Here is a 19,356-nt window from a genome sequence, read left to right as displayed (position 1 = left end):
TTACTTACGTTCATCTTCAATTTCTGAATTGATGATCACAATGTCATCGTGGTCACCATCAATTTCGTCGTCTTCGTAATCACTATCATCTTCTGCGTCCTCTTCAGGCTCATAAGAAGGTGTCATCTCTTCCTGCACGCTTTCAACATCGACACGTGGGTCAAGTGCGACAGCAAGAGGGGAGGATACCAAGTCACCTGTCGCCATAATGTAGTCTTCGGATACTGGCACTTCGGCTTTCTGCTGAGAATTGATGTATTGCAGACGAACAAACATCACTAGGGTACAAGCCGCCATAAAGCCGTAGAGCATCTCATTGCCAAACCATTGCATGATGGTGGAAGCAATCAGCGGACCGATACTGGCGCCCAGACCGAAGGTCAGCAATATCGTTGCAGATAAGCCTACTCTCTCATTTTGCTCTACACGCGAGTTCGCCAGTGCAGTCGCCAGCGGATAGAGCGTGAAGCCCAAAATACCAAACAGGAAAGTCATCACTAGCGCAACATGCGTTTGATGAGGGACAAAAGCAATCGCTAAGGTTAAACCGCCGAGCAGCAAACAGTTGATACGAATCAGGGTGCTACGAGAAATCATGTCGGAAAGTTTACCCATTGGCCATTGAGCCAACAAACCTGCCAAAATCGTCGTGGTCATGTATCTTGCGACTTCTTCTGGGTGCATACCAAGGTTACTTGCATAGGCGGGCGCCAGACCATAAAACGAGCCGACGATCATGCTACCGATAGCAACAGTAGTCATCGCTTGGGGCGCTTTTTTCCAGTAATACATAATGTGCAGCGGCGCTGGCACTAATGGTTCTGGGTGAATGCGTTTTGTCAGAGCAATTGGCACAATACACAACGCAAAACAGATAGCGATAAGTAGAAGTGGCTCCAAGCCCAAATCAGGATAGAAGCTGATAGCCCCTTGTCCGAGAATCAAACCCAAGTAGGAAACAATCATGTAACTGGCGAACACTGCTCCGCGTTGGTTGTTGTCGGCTTGCTCGTTCAACCAGCTTTCCAGAACCATGTACTGGCACATCATGCCGATTCCGACAATCAAACGCAGCACTATCCAGATGGATAAGTCATCCACTAATGCATGCCCAAGTGCGGACGCCGTGACGATGCCAGCACTTGCTACAAACGCACGTATATGACCGACTTGAGCAACCAATCGGTGACCGATCTTAGAACCCGCAACTAGCCCTGCGTAATACGCCGACATCATGCCACCAATCCATAATTCTGGGACTTGCATTACTGATAGTTTCAGACCTAAGTAGGTCGTGAGTAAGCCACTTGCCAACACGGTGAGCAGTGTTGTGCCATATAAAGCGGTGAAAGTACGTAACGGATTTGCCATTCACGGTTCCTAAGGTGCCATACCTGCGTTAATTAGATTATTGGAATTTATAGAGAAAAAATGAGCATCTTGTGGGTTGAGTCTAGCGTGTATCCCTCTGTTATTAAATAAGCAATTTTCTGATTTTTGGCCGTGAGTTGTTCAACATGTCAGTAAAAAATCATTAATCTTTAGCTTATTTCTCATTGTTGTCATTTGATGTTTTTTTAAGTTTGCACAGCGTTGGTTGCGTAAGATGATGTCGCGGTTGCAATCGCTGGAGAATGAAATGATTACCGAGAGCAGTTTCCAAATTAGTGGCACTACACTGAGATTTAATAATGACGAGTATCCGTTAGCTCAAATCAAAGGCTCACGAGTTAAATCGAACACAATCAAAGACCATGCACTTAGACTTGTCGTTTTTGGCTTGATTGTTTCGAGCGTGGTTTGGTTCGTGACACCTAACTATTTTGGAATTTATGCAGGACCAATATCGATTCTTATTGGGGGGATTTTGGCGTTTGCCACGATAAGAAAATACGAACTGCAAGTGGAGTTCGAGCACACTGATGAAACGGGTCTACAGTGGATTTCCATCGCCAAAACCAACAATAAAAAGGTCAAAACCCTTTTTGAATCGCAAGTAGAACAGCTTCGGAAAACAGGACGATAGACCGCTTCAATAGTTGCAGGTTAACGCTTAAGCACAGTCTTTTACTATCAGTCTGTTCTTGTTATCGCGGTTTTCTAACACCTGCTGGTGGTGATCGATGTTGCCCATGCTTTTTGCCATACGGTCATACAGCACCACGTTTACGGTGGCAGCAAGGTTCATACACCCCGTTGTTGGCACATAAACAACGTGATGGGCTTTATCGACCACTTCTTGTGGAAGAGAACCGTCTTCTGGGCCAAATACGTATATTGCTTTTTCTGGGTGAGTGAAGTGAGGAAGAGGGACTGCACCTAGTGCCAGCTCAACACAGACGATCTCGACATCTTCAGCCAGTGCCGAGGTGAGATCTTCCATTTCCACTAAACCAATTCTTTCGTGAGCATGTTTGGTATCGGTTTGGAATTTCGCTGCACGATTATAGCGTGTTCCGTTGTAACGAACTTGCGAAGCGTTATAGCAACCTGCTGCGCGCAATACTGCGCCCACATTGGTTGGGTTCTTAGGGTTATGCAGTCCAATAATGGCTGTCGACTCTGTTGTCATTACTGTTTTTCTATTTCTGGTTTCTTGAAGAGAGCACTTAGCGCTCACGAGTGTGCGAATTATGGATCTATTCGGCGTTAAGAGCTATGGCTGGCGAAGTATTTTTAATTTCTCTCAGTCATAACTTGAGCTCTTTTTGATTGGCTGAAGTGACTTCAATAGGAGTTTTCTTGCTGATGTGTAGGTGTATTCCTGTTTGTGTTTAATGATGCGTTAAATCATTAACCCATATGCTGATGTTGCATAATATTGCATGGTCTGAATTGCAAAGGTGGATGATGAAATGGCGCTAACTTGTCAGCATGTGGTTTCGAAAAGCGGTGATTTTGAGTTTTATCGCACCGAAGATGGCAATTTCATGATTAATACAGACAGACTGACCATTGAATTCCCCGGCCAAGCTGTAGTGCTGAGGATTAACCCGCATTGCGATGCACAAGCAGAAAATGGTGCGAGTATGAGTGTGAAATGGGGCTTTGGGCACCAAATTCACTTTACCGCCCGACTAGCCAAATCCACCGCCTATAAGATTTATAGAACTTTCCCCGAACTATTGATGATTCACTGTCCTGACGACCCCATTCGTCTGATTTAATTGAGTTGCGTTTCTAATTTAAGAGAGTTTAGTTTTTAGCACTCATCTTTATCTTATGAGTTTACTTGTTTCCCCTATCTGTTATCTGAATCAGTGATGGCTTTGTTACAACGTTTACCATTGCTGTATTACGCTTCTCAATGATTGCTTTTTGAGTTTTTTGCGAGTGAATTGGTAAATATTATCCTACGTATTAACGTTATGATTTTTATAAAAATAACGTTTGATTGTGTGCACAGAAAGTGCGATGGTCGGTTTGGGTTTTTAGATTGGTTGCATATTGGGAGTAGAAGGAAATGAACAAATTTATCGCAGTGATGTTGTCATTGATGATTGTCGGGTATGCTCAGGCGAATAGTAATACAGAGTTAGCGACGGCAGAAAAACTGTTATCGACCATGAAGGTTGATGAGCAGATGCTGGGTGGTTTTGAGAGTATGTTACCGATGGTGAATCAGCTTGCTGACAGTTTGCAGCTCAATGATTCTGAAACGGTTGAGCTAAAAAATATCTATCGAGACTGGTTCAACAATGATTTGGATCGTGAAGGATTAAAAAGACAAATCGCTGTCCTGTACACACAGACATTTACCGTCAGTGAAATGGAAGACATTATCCGTTTCTTTGAAACGCCAACAGGGCAAAAACTAGTCCTAAAAACACCAGCGTTGACTCAGCAAGGTGCGCAATTTGGCATGACTGAAGCGCAGAAAAAACAGCATTTGTTACTGGAAAAGGTGACACCGTTTATCGAAAAGCATCAGGCTAAGTGATTCTAGGTTTTCGATTAGGCGCTGCCAAGGGGCGAAATTAAACGCGTTTTTATAATGGACTATTACTGGAGCAAAAATGCAGCTAGCAAAAGCATTTCAATACAAGCAATGGGCAAACGCTGAGTTACTAGCGTTAGGTGAGCAGCAGTTTGATCGACTTCCGCAAGATGACGCGATTTTCTTTATTCGAATTCTCAACCATACCACTGTTGTAGACAGTCTTTTTATCAGTCGAATTTTGGGTGAGCCAGAGAAATACAGTGCTGATAATACCGTTGAAACACCTACACTCGCAGAGCTTCGTCAGACAATGACAGAGAATGATTCATGGTTAGTGAACTATGCTAAGTCGCTGACACCTGAGGAGCTTGAGAGAAATGTTGTCTTTACCTTTGTTGATGGTGACACCGGCAGACTCACAGTTGAAGAGATCTTATTACACTTGTTGACCCATGGTAGTAACCATCGAGGTATGGCTTCAAAAACATTGGCTACCAATGGTCTTGAACGCCCTAAAGACACTTTTACTCGTTATTTACATCAGGCAGAGCCTTCTCGCAGGCAAAATTAGACTGGGATCGTTTATGTTCTTGTCTGTAGGTTGAAGATTGTTCTTCAGCCTACAGACATCCCATATTTCACTCATACTGTCAGCATCTTACTTTGCCGCAATATCAAAACACTCGGAATAGCTCGCACACGCTTCGCAACTTGGCGAACGACAAACATAGTCGCCTCCGTTTTCACACAATTGGCGATACAAGAAGCGTTTCCAGCGCATGTTTTTACTGTTGCTGTCATGCAGTGATGGAAAGTAGTCACGAAATAGTGCTGTAAGGCGAGGGCGTTCCGGCATGCCTAAATCTCGCCATAAATGCTGACTGCCCAAGCAAGCGCTGGCTAAGACTGTGACCATTTCGCTGCCAAGCACAACGTCTGAATTAAGCGACTCAACCAACAGTCTTTCCAGTTCTTCCAACTCGCTGACCCGCATATTCATCAGTTCTAATCTGAGCTGGAGTTTCTCTTCCACTTCTCGTGATAAAGGAATGGATTCTAAGCCCATGGCTAACTCTATGCCCATAGCTAACATTAGAGCGTCGTATCCGTTCTGGTTTAAACCCATGTAGAGAGGTAGAGCGGTTTCACCCCGTCGATAGCTCTCTATTATTGGTTGCCAATACTCTTGGATGACGTTATCAATCATGCGTTGTCTCGCTAGTCTCTGACATATACTGACTACGTTAACTATCAGCGATACTTTGCTGTTGTGACAGCTGGCTTGCAATGATAGCGGGCATCAAGCTGCCTATCGGATTGAGCGGATTTCTCGTGCTATCAAGAATCGCTTCCTCAACAGGGCAGATACTTGCGCATTGAGGATTGTCGTAATGCGCAGAGCATTCATCGCACCGTTTAGGATGAATATGGAACTGATTGGCGAGATCCGCATCTGGGTAGACGGCTTGATTTGGGCACACCACCATACATGCATGGCAACCAACGCATTTATTGCTGATGACAAAGCTCATAGTCCACCTCCTTACTTTGGTTCGCGATAAGATCTTTCGCAATACTGTCTAGGCTCGCTGCGACAGACTGAAAAGCAAAATCGACATTGGGTTGAACACCGATTTTTTCTAACTCCCGCCATGGTGTGATCCCCATTCTGGCACTCAATACCATTTGGCAGTCGGCGATGGACTGAATCAGAGTTTGCTTATCGACATCACCACCATCATCACAGTCATCTTTGCCATTACAGTACAATTCAACATGGCGGGTTTCCTGATAGAGAAACTGCTGTGATTTCTCACTGAACAGGTAAATTTCAAAACGTCTCGCATGACCAAAATGAAGTTGAATATGCTCACTGTCGCTACCATCACTGGCAATTGCGACACGGAATGTGTTCTTGCTCGACGGCTTATTCATATTCGATAACTTGCTCATACTCGATAGCTTGCCCATATTCGCCTGATCGTGCTCATTCGATTGGGAAGCGCTAGAACATGGTGATTCACCGTTGCCCAACATTCCGACGGCATCCGCTCGGCACTGCTGGCAGTGAGTCATTTGTGGCATGTGTCCACCACATTGCTCACGGGCAAGTGCGACTTCTTCTTCAGTTGGCCCCCGTTGACCACTTAGACCAAAATAGGTGCCGTGACTTGGGTCTGAAATCAAAGGCATGATGTTATGCAGCAGCGCGCCACGCTTTTTGACTTCTTCAGAGACCGCAGCCACGTGATGATCATTGATACCGGGAATCAGTACTGTATTTACCTTCACTAACATGCCCGCTAAAGCAGCCATTTCAAGACCAAGCAACTGCCTTTCGATTAAGGTTTGCGCCGCTTCTCTGCCGCGTAAGCGTTGATGATTGAAATAGATCCAAGGGTAGATTTTCTCACCCACTTCAGGGTCGATGGTGTTTATGGTGATCGTAAGATGGTGAACGCCTACTTCCGCTAGCTGATCCACATGATCGGCCAAAGCCAAGCCATTGGTTGAAATACACAACTGAACATCGGGCTGAGCTTGTTTCAATAAACGAAGCGTAGCGAAGGTCGCTTTAGGGTTGGCTAACGCATCCCCCGGTCCTGCAATTCCCGCCACGGTTAAATTTGGCGCACGCTTTTTAATTGCGTTGAATTGTCTTAGGGCGCCACTGCTGTCCATCACTCTTGAAACCACTCCGGGACGGGACTCGTTGCTACAATCGTATTTGCGGTTACAGTAGTTGCACTGAATATTACAGGCTGGTGCTACAGGCAGATGCATCCGAGCATACTGGTGCGCTTCTTTGGAGTAACAAGGGTGCTGCTGAATTTTTTCTTGTACCTGTTTGGTGAAGAAATGGTGCACCTTATCTTGGGTTGAATGTTGCGGCCCGACAGCGCGAGAATGACTTTCCATGTCTACCTCTTGTTTACTGCTGAAATCAAACGATACGGTTGTTCTGCAAGCTTTGTTCCGCTGTAAAAATTCAATTATTCAATAGGTTAGAAGATTGTTAGTTAAGGTTTGTCTGCCACAATGTCTGAAAGCAGACAAACCTTCCCAGCGGTTGTTTGATCTCCTCGCTAAATTTGCTTCATTTCAATGTTCATAATCTGAATGCGATAGGCAATTTGACGAGGTGTCATATTGAGCAATCGTGCCGCTTTCGCTTTCACCCAACCTGACCGCTCAAGTGCATCAATCACCATGTCTCTTTCGTCTCCTGTTGGCATATCCTGTGGCGAATGAGGGTAGTCCGGCATTGATGATCCGTTGCTTGAAGCATGATGCGTAGGATGGCTAGCCTGATGATGAACAGGATTATTTGGGGAAAGATAATTACTTATTTGATGAACAGGGGGTTGGAACACAGGCTGCGACTTATTCAGCGTGATGAGTTCTGGACCAATAACCCCTGATTCACACAGTACCGACGCTCGCTCGAGAGTGTTTTCAAGTTCTCGCACGTTACCCGGCCAAGGGTGCGACATCATCAAACGAATCGCTTCGTCGCTCAGCGTCAGTTTCCGCTGCTGCGTTTTACTCAGGTTCTGAATCATATGCTCGGCAAGTTCTGGTATGTCTTGCAGACGTTCACGCAGTGGAGGCAAATACATTGGCATGACGTTGAGGCGATAGTAAAGATCCTCACGAAAATTGCCTTGCGCTACTTCCTGCTCAAGGTAACGGTTGGTGGCTGCGATGATGCGCACGTTAACCGAAATGGTGGTGGTTCCACCCACACGTTCAAACTCTTTCTCCTGTAAGACTCGCAGCAGCTTTGCTTGAAACGCAGGGCTGGTTTCACCGATTTCGTCGAGGAATATCGTGCCGTTGTCCGCCATTTCAAATCGACCTTTGCGCTGCTTCACCGCTCCCGTAAACGCGCCTTTTTCGTGCCCAAATAGCTCTGATTCAAGCAAGTTATCTGGCAAAGCTGCACAGTTCAGTTTTACAAAGGGCAAGTTGGCTCTTGGCGAGTTGTAGTGAATAGCGTTGGCAACCAGCTCTTTACCTGTGCCGGATTCACCACGAATAAGCACGGTAGAATCCCAACGCGAGACCAGCCTGATCTGCTCAAAGATCTGACGCATGGATTTAGTATGTCCAACCAGATTGCGAAAGCTGTAGTTGTTGCGAACTTTACGTCGTAAGTTGTCGCGCTCATCCACCAATTGCTGTTGATGCGTCTCCACCTTGTATGCCAACTGAACGTTTTTGGCGATTAGGTTGGCAATCATGTTCAGGAAGTTGGTTTGCAGGGTGATGAAGCCTTCCACAAACTTAGGCGGCTGAGCGGACAAAGCGCCAATCACTTTGCCATTAGCATCTTTCAAAGGGACGCAGATAAACGGTTTTTCGTAATCATACAGTGCCAACTTGTCCGCAAAGCGTTGGTCGCTGCCAAGATTATGCAGCACGATAGAGCTGCCTTGGCGCAGAACTTCGCCCACCAATCCTTCGCCGATTTTATAAGACACCTGCTTGTGTTGCGCTGCTGAGTTAGGTTGTGGAGAGTGAACCGATTTGATTAACAGTATGTCTCGTGTACTGTCGAGTATCGTTAACATACCGCATTGCAAAGCGCACTCATCGTGCAGCACTTGCAGGATTTTATCGGACGACTCCACATAGTTGAGGCTGGTATTCAGCACACTGGAAATCTTGTACATGGCCGCCAGTAACCGACGTTCCAAGTTCAATAAAGTCATTTCGTCTGTCATAGTCGATCACCATTGGCTGATGGGAAAAGTAAGACAGATGTGTGCGCCACGTAAGCGCTCACTATTGCTGACATTAATGGTGGCTGAGTGTTCATTGAGAACCTGCTGCACAATCGAAAGCCCGATACCTCGGCAGCCAGTTTGGTGTTTTGGTTTGGTGCTGAAGAACGGTTGGAAAATTTTGAGTCGCTGTGACTCTTTAATACCAATGCCACTGTCTTCGACAATCACCTTAATTTCACCGTCACTCTCGTAAGAGCAAATGATGATGGTTCGGTCGCTGGTTTTCGCCGCCTGAATTGCATCAATTGAATTATCAATCAACTGTTTCAGTGCCAGAATCAAGCGATGTGACATACCGTTAATGGTTGAAAGACGAGGAGCTAGTATCAGTTCCAAATTAGACGATGACTTGAGCAGTTCATCGGTGCTGATGTCACTGACATCACGAATTACCTGATTGAGATTAACCGGTTGAAATGCTTCGCTGGTTCGTTCAGGAATCGCTAGTTTGATGTCTTGCATTGCATCTAATGCAGTATCCATCGCTTCATCCATCGCTACTAAGCCTGGGCAAGCGGGGTTGGTACGTTTAAGAATACGTACCGCGGATTCAATCATGTTGAATGGACCTTGCAATTGATGCAGCGTACCCATCAGGGCTTCCTGCATGGCATGCACGTATTTGTTATCGCGCGCCATCAGTTTCATGGCGTTAATGCGGCGCTCTTCCACCAGTTGTTTTTCACGGGTTCTTTCTGAAATTGCGATAACGGTATAGTCGTCATCTTCAGGTAGGAAGTAGGAATCCACACTGCTGGCTGCTACAGGTGTTTTCACCAAAGCGTACTCAAACCAACGTTCACGAACGGGTTCATTGGATTCGATATAAACCCCTTTATAGCGGTTGTCCTTTTTACCAAGGAAATCTGCGACTGAGTCATGTCCGTAATCGTTGAGCAAACTGTTGAGCAGTGCATCAATCGGAGACTGTCCAATGCTCTTTTCAATATTACTGAACTTCTGATTACTAAACAGAACACGGTGTGAGCTATCAACAAGTGCGATGGCGATAGGTGCAGCGTTAAGCACCGCCTGAAACATCGTAAATTGGTTTTTCTGTTCGGTTATGAGTTGGTGACGCTCGGTAATGTCTTTATGAATCGCGTAGTAACAGACTTCGCCATGAGGGTGTGATAGTCGAGAGATAGAGATTTCAGCAATATAAGCTTCGCCACATTTTTTGCGGTTAACCAACTGTCCTTGCCAATGATTCCCTTCCGATATGGTTTTCCATAAATTTTCGTAAACGCTTCTTGGTGTGGCTTTGTAAGAGAGAAGAGAAGAGTTTCTGCCGATGAGCTCACTAAAACTGTAGCCTGTGATGTCCGAGAATGTTTGGTTCACAAACAGAATAGTGCCTTTGTGGTCTGTGATGCTAATCGCGACTGGCGCATGCGAGACGATTTGTTCAAATGCTTGATAATCGAAAATAGGCGGAGTTGCGCCTTCTAAGAGTGTGTCTACTTGTCCCATAAGTGCCATCCTTTGCTCTGTTTGGTCGTTCGTCATAGGCAACAATGCATTTCTTATTCCATATATAAATTATGGGAATGATTGAGATTACCTAACATCAGCTTGTTTGATTTAAGACAAATGAAAGAGAAATTTTGAACTTTGTCACCTTCCTGACAAAGCAAAAGTGGGCTTGAAAATAGCGCTTAATCGCGCGTTAACATCTGTATTTTCAGGGCTGTGCGAATCAATTTAGTGCAAAAAAGACGGCTGGCATAACGTATGCACCAAGCTAGGGAAAGGTCAATTGACCCTGGTCTAACCCTAGTAGAAAAGGAATGAAGTTATGTCTGAAGGATTGATTATTTTGCTCAGTGCCGCGTTCGTGAACAACGTGGTATTGGCTAAGTTTCTCGGTCTGTGTCCGTTCATGGGGGTATCGAGCAAGATCAGTAGCGCTGTGGGAATGGGGGTGGCGACCACATTCGTACTCACCATCGCAACGGTATCAACTTGGCTGCTGGAGTTCTATATTTTGCGCCCTCTGGGGCTCGAATTCATGCGTATTATCGCGTTCATTCTTGTCATCGCTGCTGTGGTTCAGTTTACCGAGTTGTACGTAAAGAAAAGTTTCCCCGCTCTGTATCAGGCTTTGGGTGTCTATCTTCCGCTAATCACCACTAACTGTGCGGTATTCGGTGTTGCGCTGCTCGCTGTTCAAGATGATCTCTCTTTTATCGATACCTTGATGTTCAGTGTCGGTTCGGCAGCAGGTTTCTTAATTGTGATTACTTTGTTCGCTGGGTTACGTAGCCAGCTAGTACTCAGCCGTGTTCCCGCTGCATTCAAAGGTACACCCATCGCATTTATTACCGCAGGGTTTCTATCGATGGCTTTTATGGGCTTTTCAGGAATGGCTTAGGTAAGCGACAACCCTGATTAGCTGTTCAGTAAGCTAGAGGTCAAACAAGGTAGAGATCAGAAGAAGGTAGCGGTCAAGGAGGACTGTCGATGTTAGTCATAGCTTTAGTGTTTTTTGTCTGTCTGGGGGCTTTACTGGGTATCGCGCTCGGTTATGCAGCCATTTTGTTTCGCGTAGAGAGCAATCCACTGGTTGACCAAATTGAAGCTATTTTGCCCGGAGGTCAATGTGGGCAATGTGGTGAAGCGGGTTGCCGACAAGCAGCTGAAAAAATGGTGGCAGGTGAACTCAACCCGAATGCGTGTCCTCCGGGTGGTTCGAATTTGGCAGTGTCAGTTGCTGAAATGCTGGGTGTGTCTATCGATGTTGCTGACCAAGATAAGCCGTTAGTAGCGTACATTGCAGAAAGCCAGTGCACTGGGTGTAACCGCTGCTATAAAGCGTGCCCATTTGATGCCATTGTCGGTGCTCCAAAACAACTGCATACCGTTATCAAGGATGTGTGTACCGGATGTCAGTTATGTCAGAAAGCCTGTTCTCAAGGCTGTTTATCTATGGTTGAAGTTCAGCCAGATGCAGCGAGTTGGTACTGGCCAAAACCAACATTACCGGTCGCGGTGTAGGAGTAGATTATGTTGAGTTTAAGCGGCCATCCGTTTCGTGGTGGGATCCATCCAAAAGCTTATAAAGAGTTAACCAGTGATAAGAAAATTGATACTGGCTTCTGGCCTCGTAATGTTTTCTTGCCTTTGCAATTACGCAATGGCGCACGTTTAAAATCGCTGGTGGCTGTGGGTGAACACGTCTATCGCGGTCAGAAAATTGCAGTCGGGCATACCGATATGGTAGCTCCGGTTCATTCGCCAGTGAATGGTATTGTGACAGCGATTACTGAGCATTTGACTACCCATCCTGCCAAAGTGAAGTGCGATACCATCATCATTCGTGCAAACGAAGATCGCCAATGGGGAAAACCAGCATCCAGTGGCAGTATCACTAACCTCGACCCTGAAACAATTATCGAGCGAGTAAAAGAAGCGGGGATTGTTGGTTTGGGAGGTGCAGGTTTCCCAACCGCCGCCAAATTGATGTTTGCACGCAAAGCGAATGTGGAGACGCTCATCATTAATGGTGGCGAGTGCGAGCCCTATCTCACCTGTGATGATCTCACTATGCAGTCGTATCCGGCTGAAATCATTGCCGGCATAAAGCTAATGATGACCGCAAGCGGTGCGAAAAAAGCCATCGTCGGTATTGAAGACAACAAGCGCGATGCTTTTGATGAGATGTTCCATGCGGCCAATGCCGAACCGGATGTTGAGATCCGTCTGGTGCCAAGTGTTTACCCTATGGGCTCAGAAAAGCACATGATCAAAACCCTCACTGGTCATGAAGTGCCAGCGGGTGGATTATCGACTCAAATCGGCATTCTGGTTAACAACATTGCGACCGCTCGCGCTGTGTATCATGCGGTGCGTTTTGAACGACCTTTGGTTTCGCGCATCGTGACGGTTTCAGGCAAAGGTATTGATCAGCCATGCAACATAGATATACCTATCGGTACACCCGTCAATGATGTGATCAACTATTGTGGCGGGTTAAGTGACAGTACAGAACGCTTGATCTTTGGTGGACCGATGATGGGGCAAGTGATCCCGTCACTTCAGGCGGCGATAGATAAAACGGTCGGCGGCATTCTAGCTCTGACAGAAGATGAAGTGATCGATGAATACAAACATCAGGAGTGTATTCGTTGTGGTCAATGTGTTCGTGCATGTCCGATGAATCTAATGCCGTTTCAGATGGCCGCGTACACGCGAGTTTCTGATTTCAAACGCACTCAAGAACTTGGTGTGCAAAACTGTTTGTCTTGTGGTGCGTGCAGCTATGTTTGCCCCTCTTCCATTCCGTTAGTGCAGTACTTTATGCACGCCAAAGGAGTGATTAATTCTAACGCTCAGCAAGAGAGAAAATCAGCGCAAGTGAAAGCGCTCAATGAAGCTCGCAAGCAACGCTTAGAACAAGAGGCGCTTGCTGTTGCTGCTGCGAAAGCGGCACCACGACCTTCCCGAACTGCTCGTGTTGCTGCCGTTTCAGAAAGTGTCATTGCAGATATGGCAGCGGATAAAACGCGCAGACCAGCACGTCCATCTAGACCAAGCCGAGTTTCAAGTGTTGAGCACAACGAGTCTGTATCAGCTGAGGCTGTATTAAATGAGGTGGCATTAAAACCTCAGCGTCCAGCAAGACCGGCTCGTCCAGCGAGAAATCCGAGTGCTGAAGTGGTTGAAGAAAGCATCTCATTGGTTTCTGACAAACCCGTTCGCCCAGCAAGACCACCCAGACCTCAACGACAAGCGAAGGAGGAGCAAGCATGATTAAGTATGACGCTGCGATAGGGCCATTTGCCCACAATGCGAACTCCAGCACTCGCATCATGTACACCGTGATTTTGACCTTGCTGCCAGCCTGCATTTTTGGCTTTTTTCAGTTTGGCTTAAACAGCGTAGTGCTAATGCTGGCAACTTGTTTAGCTGCTGTAGTTGCTGAGTGGCTATGCTTGATGGCGATGAAAAAGAACCCAATTGCTTGTATGGATGGATCGGCGTTACTTACTGGCATATTACTGACGATGAGTTTGCCACCCACTTTTCCGGTCATGCTTGGGGTATTTGGTGCTGTTTTTGCTATCGCTTTGGGTAAACATATCTATGGTGGGTTAGGGCAAAACCTTTTCAATCCAGCGATGTTAGCCCGCGTGATGTTGTTGGTCTGCTTCCCTGTGGAAATGACGCTTTGGGCAGACCCAACTCCCATTGATTTAAGCCATAACTTGGTTTCAGTACCGGATGCTTGGTTTCACTTTGATGGTGTCACTTCCGCGACTGCTCTGAGTACCGAGCGTACCGAACCTATCGTATTTATTGACCTATTGCTGGGTAAGCAATCAGGCAGTTTCGGTGAAACTAACGCACTGTTTATCTTGCTTGGCGGTTTGTATCTGCTCTATCGCCGCATTATTCATTGGGCAATTCCAACCAGTTTTATGTTAGGGCTGGGCACACCTGCATTGGTGGCGCATTTTATCTCTCCAGAGAGCTACCTTCCGTTTTGGGTTCAATGGACCAGTGGTGGCGCTATGCTCGGCGCGTTCTATATCGCGACCGATCTCGTTACATCACCAACCAGTGTTCGCGGTCAGATGCTGTATGGATTGGGTTGCGGATTCTTAGTCTGGTTAATTCGAACATTTGGTAGCTATCCCGAGGGTGTGGCGTTTGCGGTATTAATGATGAATGCTGCCAGTCCGCTCATTGATTACTACATGCGTCCGAATGTGTTTGGTCGTTCTGCGGTGGAGAAATCGTCATGATGGAGCAGATTGAAAAATGGAAAGAACAGGTTGGCTACCAAGCAGGTTTGCTTGCGGTGACATGCGGTCTGGCTGCCATATTTTTGGTGCTGACTCAGTGGATTACCCAGCCTTTGATTGAACAGCGTATCGCAGAAGATCAGAACGCGCTTCTGAGTGAAGTACTGGCGGGTCAGGAGTACAGCAACGATGTGTTTGCCAGCGGAAAAGTCATTGAGTATCAAGGTTCACAGTTTGATTTATTTGCGGTTGAGAACAGTCAACACGAAGTGATCAGTTGGGTTATTCGTGGCGTGCAAGATGGTTATAGCGGCCCTATCAGCTATTTGGTAGGGACTACACCACAAGGCGAAATTCTTGGAGTTCGGATCATCAGCCACAGTGAAACGCCGGGCTTGGGTGACAAAATCGAATTAGCGAAAAGCTCATGGATTTTGAGTTTTGCCAAACGTTCACTAGAAAGCACTCCACTTTGGGCAGTGAAAAAAGATGGCGGTGACTTTGATCAGTTCAGTGGCGCGACTATCACGCCACGCAGTGTGGTAAAGGGTGTCCATAAAGCGCTACTCGCATTAGCACAAGAGCAGGAGGCAAACCATGAGTGATTGTTCTTCAAGCAATAAGTCAAATGGTGAGTACAAAAATATCATTCAGCAAGGGCTGTGGAGTAACAACATTATCCTCAGTCAGTCGTTAGCGTTATGTCCACTGTTGGCGGTTACCAGCAGTGCCACCAACGGTTTAGGTTTGGGGCTAGCGACTATGGTGGTGATGGTGCTCTCGAATGCTCTCAATTCCCTAGCAAAAGGCGTGATAAGCAAAGCGGTTCGGATCCCCGTGAACGTTATCATCATCGCGACTCTTGTGACTGTTATCGATGCTTTACTTAACGCCTATCTGCATCCACTGCATAAAGTGCTGGGGCTTTTTATTCCGCTCATCGTAACCAACTGCGCAATTTTAGGACGGGTTGAGTCCTATGCCAGCCGTTCTCCCTTAGTGCCTTCCATTATTGACGGCGTGTTCATGGGCTTAGGTTTTACTTGGGTGCTGACCGTACTTGGAGGTATCCGAGAAGTGGTTGGTAGCGGCACTTTGTTTAGTAATGCGAGCTTGTTACTCGGCAAGAGTTTTTCGTTTTTGGAAACCACCGTCATTCCTGATTATCACGGTTTGTTGCTAGTAATCTTGCCGCCCGGCGGTTTTCTCGCATTGGGCTTGGTTCTGGCTTTGAAGCAGAAACTGCTTGCGGTTTTAGAAAGCAATCGCCTTGAGAAACTGGATATGCAAGGAGAGCAAGGATGAAAGTAAGCGTTGTCTATGCTTTGCCAACCGAGCAAGTGTGGCTTCCCGTGACGGTGGATGAACAGGCGACCGTTTTAAGTGCCATTCATGGTTCGAAGATCTTAGAAATGTATCCGACCATTGAACTCGACAGCCAGAAGGTTGGCATATTCGGCAAGATCACCACTCTCGATGCACCGTTGAAAAATGGTGACCGAGTGGAAATTTATCGTCCTCTGATATGGAAACCCGAGGAAGACGATGATGACGACGATTGATGTCGGCTTTGTGACAATTTGTCGTTTGTACGTTTTATGATGTTTATAACTTATTGAATTTAAAAGATCTCAATCAGGTACAGCTATTGCACTACAGATAGAGGTCAATCAATGTCACTGAAACGATTTAGGAATGGTCAGGACATATTTTTCAAAGGAGTGATGTATGGCTAAAGTAGGCATTTTTTTTGGTACCGATACAGGTAGCACTCGCAAAATGGCGAAGCTGATTCAAAAGCAACTGGGTGATGAAATTGCGGACAAACCAAAGAACATCAACCGAGTCGATGTGGAAGAGTTCACCAGCTACGAATGTTTGATTCTCGGTACGCCGACATTAGGACAAGGTCAGCTTCCGGGCTTGTCAGTGGATTGCCAAGAGGAGAGCTGGGAAGAGTTTCTTCCTAACTTTTCCGATATGGATCTGACAGGCAAGAAAGTTGCGTTATATGGCTTAGGTGATCAAGTGAGCTACAGCAATGAGTTCGTCGATGCTCTTGGTGAGCTTTATGATTACGTGGCGAACTGCGGCGCTGAGATGGTTGGATTCTGGCCAACGGAAGGTTACGAGTTCAACGCTTCAAATGCGGTTGATGGTGATGACTTTGTGGGTTTAGTTCTCGACAAAGACAATCAAGCAAGTATGACCGAGCAACGCATCGCAGGTTGGGTTGAGCAAATTAGTGCCGAGATGAACCTCTGATACTTTGCGTAGCAATGAAAGTGACCGATATTGAACACAAACACGCATAAACCCATCCTTGGGGCTCCTATTTGCCATCCATGGCAAATAGGGTTTGTTTGTCAATATCGGTCAAATCTCTAATCCAACGATAAATATAATAAGTAATACCAGTTTCTTAACGGTGGCTGGTGCGTTCCCACATTACGCAGGCTTACAGGCAGTCTGGTCTTGGTTTATTTGAGTGTTTAACCAAGAAAGCAGCCACCGTTAAGTTCTTTTATGTCTCTTCTTATTTAACTTCATGTTAGAATTCGCGGCTCAATTTTGAGCGGCTTAGAGCAAAGGTTCAAAAGCTGTTCTATCTTTTTCGTAAATTAATCTTTTCAGAGTCGATTCATGTCATTTGCAAAACTAGGATTGAGTGAAGCACTGTCGAAAGCAGTGGCGGATCTTGGGTATCAAAAACCTACATCTATTCAAACCAAAGCCATCCCAGTGATTTTGCAAGGGCAGGATTTAATTGCAGCGGCACAAACGGGTACGGGTAAAACCGCGAGTTTTGTTCTGCCGATTCTGGAAAAATTACAGCGCGGAAAAACACAGAAGAAAAAACGTGTTCGTGCACTGATTCTGGTTCCAACTCGCGAGTTGGCAATTCAGGTAGCCGAAAAAGTCAAAGAGTACGGTCAGTTTACTGAGCTCACTTCGCTTGCGATGTACGGCGGTGTAGACGAAAAGGCGCAAAAACAGGCGTTGATTGATGGCGTGGATGTGCTGGTGGCGACACCGGGACGTCTACTTGATATGTATGGTCAGCGCGCAGTGTATTTCGAAGAGATCGAAATGCTGGTGCTGGATGAAGCTGACCGCATGCTAGACATGGGCTTCATTGAATCTATTAACAAGATCATTGACCGTGTTCCAACCGATGCTCAGTGTCTACTTTTCTCTGCGACGCTGTCTCATAAGGTTCGTGACCTTGCAAAAACAGCTGTTAACGATCCGTATGAAATTTCAATTGCGGCGAATCAGGCTTCGAAGTCCAACATTGAGCAGTGGTTGATCACCGTCGATAAAGACATGAAATCAGCACTACTCAGCCATCTGATTAAAGAAAACCAGTGGGATCAGGCTTTGATCTTCATCGAGACAAAACACGGTGCAGCGAAGTTGGTATCACAGCTAGAAAAGCGTGAAATCGCCGCTGAAGCATTCCACAGTGGTCGTAGTCAGGAAGTGCGTACGCGCTTACTGGAAGATTTCAAAAACGGCAAGATTAAATACCTAGTAGCGACGGGTGTGGCTGCGCGCGGTATCGATATTGAAGAGCTTTCTCGCGTGGTGAACTATGATTTGCCATTCCCAGCAGATGAGTATGTGCACCGCATTGGTCGTACTGGCCGTGCAAACGCAAGTGGTGAAGCGATTTCCTTCGTATCGAAAGATAACTTCAAGAACCTTTGCATGATTGAGAGCCGTTTAGGTCACTTGATTGAGCGTCGCGAAGTGGAAGGTTTCCAACCTCGTAAACCTGTGCCTATTTCTATTCTGAACTATGTGCCGAAGCACAAGCGTCAGAAGGAAGAGCAAGAGAACCAAGACAAGTAATCTTGCTCACGTAAAATGAATAAAAAAAGCGAGCTTATTAGCTCGCTTTTTTGTTGTCTGTTCTTAGTTGTCAGTTCTAAATCAGCGCTGTGGTGATTGCTTCGTCTTGGGTTATCACTGTTATTGCTTTTAGCTGTTTTCGGCAGCTACTGGTTCTGCCTTTTGCTTTATTCTAAACAGTTTCGACCATTTAACAGGCATCATAGGTACAACAATCAGCAAAATACCAATCGCAGTTAGCATGTCTGGTATTTCGTCAAACCACATGATGCCGAACCATGTAACGAACACCAAACCTGAGTATTCTGCAAGTGCAATACGGTTTGCTTCAACCTTCTTATAAGCCATCACAACCAATGCGTGCCAAGCCAGAACCAAGAGGTTAATAATCACAATCCAACCAAGGTGTGTCCAAGAAATAGCAGACCAGCTTGGAATCGCGAGGATTAACGCGAGCGGTAGCGTCATCACGTTGGTCCAAAATAAAGTGCTGACCAGAGGTTGATTCGATGGCAAGCGGCGAATCAAGATGTTTCCTAAGCCCATCGATAGTGCACAGCCTAAGCCTGCAATACCTGCCCAGTGGAACTGCTCAGGACGTAAAACCACTAACACGCCGATAAAACCGATAATGGTAGCAATGATCTGCTTCAGTGCTGGCTTCTCGCCGAGTAAGAACACGGAAAGTGGCAGCATCAGAATTGGACCAACATAGAAAATCGCGTTCGCGGTCGCTAGTGGAATGTAAGTAATAGTTATCATCGCACAAGCACTGCCGAGCAGAATGAGCTGCGCGCGGGTGAATGCGACTTTACAACGCCCTTGTTGACGTTGTTCTTTAGGTAATCTCAACCAGAAAGGCAGCAGTATCAATGTACCAATAAATTGGCGAATAAATACGTATTGGAAAGTAGGCACTTCGCCATTGAGTATTTTTAGTGAAACATCGGAAAACGACGCCACTAAGTTTGCGAGAATCAATAATAAAATGGATCTCGTAATCGTATTCGACATGAAAGAAATG

Annotated in this window: 21 protein-coding genes; 13 read left to right on the top strand and 8 right to left on the bottom strand. The window is 46.1% G+C overall.

Features of this window, described 5'->3' with window-relative positions:
- Positions 1 to 1,371, bottom strand: a complete 1,371-nt coding sequence (locus tag ACOSVQ_RS07545) for an MFS transporter (RefSeq protein ID WP_491981925.1) — start codon at positions 1,369 to 1,371, stop codon at positions 1 to 3.
- A 268-nt stretch (positions 1,372 to 1,639) separates the two neighbouring features.
- Between ACOSVQ_RS07545 and ACOSVQ_RS07540 the strand changes: the two genes are divergently transcribed.
- Complete coding sequence (locus tag ACOSVQ_RS07540; protein WP_491981924.1) at positions 1,640 to 2,026, top strand: hypothetical protein; 387 nt, start codon at positions 1,640 to 1,642, stop codon at positions 2,024 to 2,026.
- Between the two features lie 27 nt (positions 2,027 to 2,053).
- Here ACOSVQ_RS07540 and ACOSVQ_RS07535 read toward each other — a convergent pair whose 3' ends face one another.
- Complete coding sequence (locus tag ACOSVQ_RS07535; protein WP_491981923.1) at positions 2,054 to 2,572, bottom strand: RNA methyltransferase; 519 nt, start codon at positions 2,570 to 2,572, stop codon at positions 2,054 to 2,056.
- Between the two features lie 283 nt (positions 2,573 to 2,855).
- Between ACOSVQ_RS07535 and ACOSVQ_RS07530 the strand changes: the two genes are divergently transcribed.
- From ACOSVQ_RS07530 to ACOSVQ_RS07520, 3 genes are all read left to right on the top strand, one after another.
- The gene (locus ACOSVQ_RS07530; RefSeq protein ID WP_491981922.1) at positions 2,856 to 3,167 is read left to right on the top strand and encodes a hypothetical protein; all 312 of its coding nucleotides are present in this window, start codon (positions 2,856 to 2,858) and stop codon (positions 3,165 to 3,167) included.
- A 296-nt stretch (positions 3,168 to 3,463) separates the two neighbouring features.
- Entirely contained in the window at positions 3,464 to 3,940 is a 477-nt protein-coding gene (locus ACOSVQ_RS07525) for a DUF2059 domain-containing protein (RefSeq protein ID WP_491981921.1), read from the top strand.
- A 76-nt stretch (positions 3,941 to 4,016) separates the two neighbouring features.
- Positions 4,017 to 4,511: a DinB family protein gene (locus ACOSVQ_RS07520; RefSeq protein ID WP_392477047.1), complete on the top strand. Its 495-nt coding sequence runs from the start codon at positions 4,017 to 4,019 to the stop codon at positions 4,509 to 4,511.
- 87 nt (positions 4,512 to 4,598) lie between these two features.
- On the opposite strand, the gene ACOSVQ_RS07515 is transcribed toward ACOSVQ_RS07520, so the two are convergent.
- The 5 genes from ACOSVQ_RS07515 to nifL form a co-directional block, all read right to left on the bottom strand.
- The gene (locus ACOSVQ_RS07515; RefSeq protein WP_491981920.1) at positions 4,599 to 5,147 is read right to left on the bottom strand and encodes a nitrogen fixation protein NifQ; all 549 of its coding nucleotides are present in this window, start codon (positions 5,145 to 5,147) and stop codon (positions 4,599 to 4,601) included.
- 37 nt (positions 5,148 to 5,184) lie between these two features.
- Positions 5,185 to 5,472: a 4Fe-4S dicluster domain-containing protein gene (locus tag ACOSVQ_RS07510; protein WP_463597892.1), complete on the bottom strand. Its 288-nt coding sequence runs from the start codon at positions 5,470 to 5,472 to the stop codon at positions 5,185 to 5,187.
- Entirely contained in the window at positions 5,450 to 6,859 is a 1,410-nt protein-coding gene (gene nifB, locus ACOSVQ_RS07505; RefSeq protein ID WP_491981919.1) for a nitrogenase cofactor biosynthesis protein NifB, read from the bottom strand. The genes ACOSVQ_RS07510 and nifB overlap by 23 nt, the downstream gene beginning before the upstream one ends.
- A 167-nt stretch (positions 6,860 to 7,026) precedes the next feature.
- Positions 7,027 to 8,667, bottom strand: coding sequence for a nif-specific transcriptional activator NifA (gene nifA / locus ACOSVQ_RS07500; protein ID WP_102939973.1), 1,641 nt, complete (start codon positions 8,665 to 8,667; stop codon positions 7,027 to 7,029).
- A 6-nt stretch (positions 8,668 to 8,673) separates the two neighbouring features.
- Complete coding sequence (gene nifL / locus ACOSVQ_RS07495; protein WP_491981918.1) at positions 8,674 to 10,203, bottom strand: nitrogen fixation negative regulator NifL; 1,530 nt, start codon at positions 10,201 to 10,203, stop codon at positions 8,674 to 8,676.
- A 325-nt stretch (positions 10,204 to 10,528) separates the two neighbouring features.
- Here nifL and rsxA point away from each other — a divergent pair, with 325 nt between their 5' ends.
- The 9 genes from rsxA to ACOSVQ_RS07450 all read left to right on the top strand — a co-directional run bounded on the left by rsxA (position 10,529) and on the right by ACOSVQ_RS07450 (position 18,332).
- Positions 10,529 to 11,104 carry an electron transport complex subunit RsxA gene (rsxA, locus tag ACOSVQ_RS07490; RefSeq protein ID WP_042479343.1) on the top strand — a complete coding sequence of 192 codons (576 nt, stop codon included), beginning with the start codon at positions 10,529 to 10,531 and terminating at the stop codon, positions 11,102 to 11,104.
- 89 nt (positions 11,105 to 11,193) lie between these two features.
- Complete coding sequence (locus tag ACOSVQ_RS07485) at positions 11,194 to 11,727, top strand: RnfABCDGE type electron transport complex subunit B (protein WP_102939975.1); 534 nt, start codon at positions 11,194 to 11,196, stop codon at positions 11,725 to 11,727.
- A 9-nt stretch (positions 11,728 to 11,736) separates the two neighbouring features.
- Positions 11,737 to 13,482 carry an electron transport complex subunit RsxC gene (rsxC, locus tag ACOSVQ_RS07480; protein WP_491981917.1) on the top strand — a complete coding sequence of 582 codons (1,746 nt, stop codon included), beginning with the start codon at positions 11,737 to 11,739 and terminating at the stop codon, positions 13,480 to 13,482.
- Positions 13,479 to 14,477, top strand: a complete 999-nt coding sequence (locus ACOSVQ_RS07475; RefSeq protein ID WP_491981916.1) for an RnfABCDGE type electron transport complex subunit D — start codon at positions 13,479 to 13,481, stop codon at positions 14,475 to 14,477. The genes rsxC and ACOSVQ_RS07475 overlap by 4 nt, the downstream gene beginning before the upstream one ends.
- Positions 14,474 to 15,082 (top strand): RnfABCDGE type electron transport complex subunit G, encoded by a 609-nt coding sequence (locus ACOSVQ_RS07470; RefSeq protein WP_102939978.1) that lies wholly within the window; start codon positions 14,474 to 14,476, stop codon positions 15,080 to 15,082. Before ACOSVQ_RS07475 ends, ACOSVQ_RS07470 begins: the two co-directional genes overlap by 4 nt.
- The gene (locus tag ACOSVQ_RS07465) at positions 15,075 to 15,782 is read left to right on the top strand and encodes an electron transport complex subunit E (RefSeq protein ID WP_392477030.1); all 708 of its coding nucleotides are present in this window, start codon (positions 15,075 to 15,077) and stop codon (positions 15,780 to 15,782) included. The genes ACOSVQ_RS07470 and ACOSVQ_RS07465 overlap by 8 nt, the downstream gene beginning before the upstream one ends.
- Positions 15,779 to 16,039, top strand: a complete 261-nt coding sequence (locus ACOSVQ_RS07460; protein WP_491981915.1) for an RnfH family protein — start codon at positions 15,779 to 15,781, stop codon at positions 16,037 to 16,039. The genes ACOSVQ_RS07465 and ACOSVQ_RS07460 overlap by 4 nt, the downstream gene beginning before the upstream one ends.
- Positions 16,040 to 16,205: 166 nt before the next feature.
- Positions 16,206 to 16,742, top strand: a complete 537-nt coding sequence (locus ACOSVQ_RS07455; RefSeq protein ID WP_171136946.1) for a flavodoxin — start codon at positions 16,206 to 16,208, stop codon at positions 16,740 to 16,742.
- A 378-nt stretch (positions 16,743 to 17,120) separates the two neighbouring features.
- Positions 17,121 to 18,332 (top strand): DEAD/DEAH box helicase, encoded by a 1,212-nt coding sequence (locus ACOSVQ_RS07450; RefSeq protein ID WP_165313456.1) that lies wholly within the window; start codon positions 17,121 to 17,123, stop codon positions 18,330 to 18,332.
- 129 nt (positions 18,333 to 18,461) lie between these two features.
- Here ACOSVQ_RS07450 and ACOSVQ_RS07445 read toward each other — a convergent pair whose 3' ends face one another.
- Positions 18,462 to 19,346 (bottom strand): DMT family transporter, encoded by an 885-nt coding sequence (locus ACOSVQ_RS07445; protein WP_491981914.1) that lies wholly within the window; start codon positions 19,344 to 19,346, stop codon positions 18,462 to 18,464.
- Between the last annotated feature and the right edge of the window lie 10 nt (positions 19,347 to 19,356).

It is taken from the genome of Vibrio sp. HM8-C, assembly GCF_058630515.1.
This window is presented reverse-complemented; position numbering and strand designations above follow the sequence as displayed.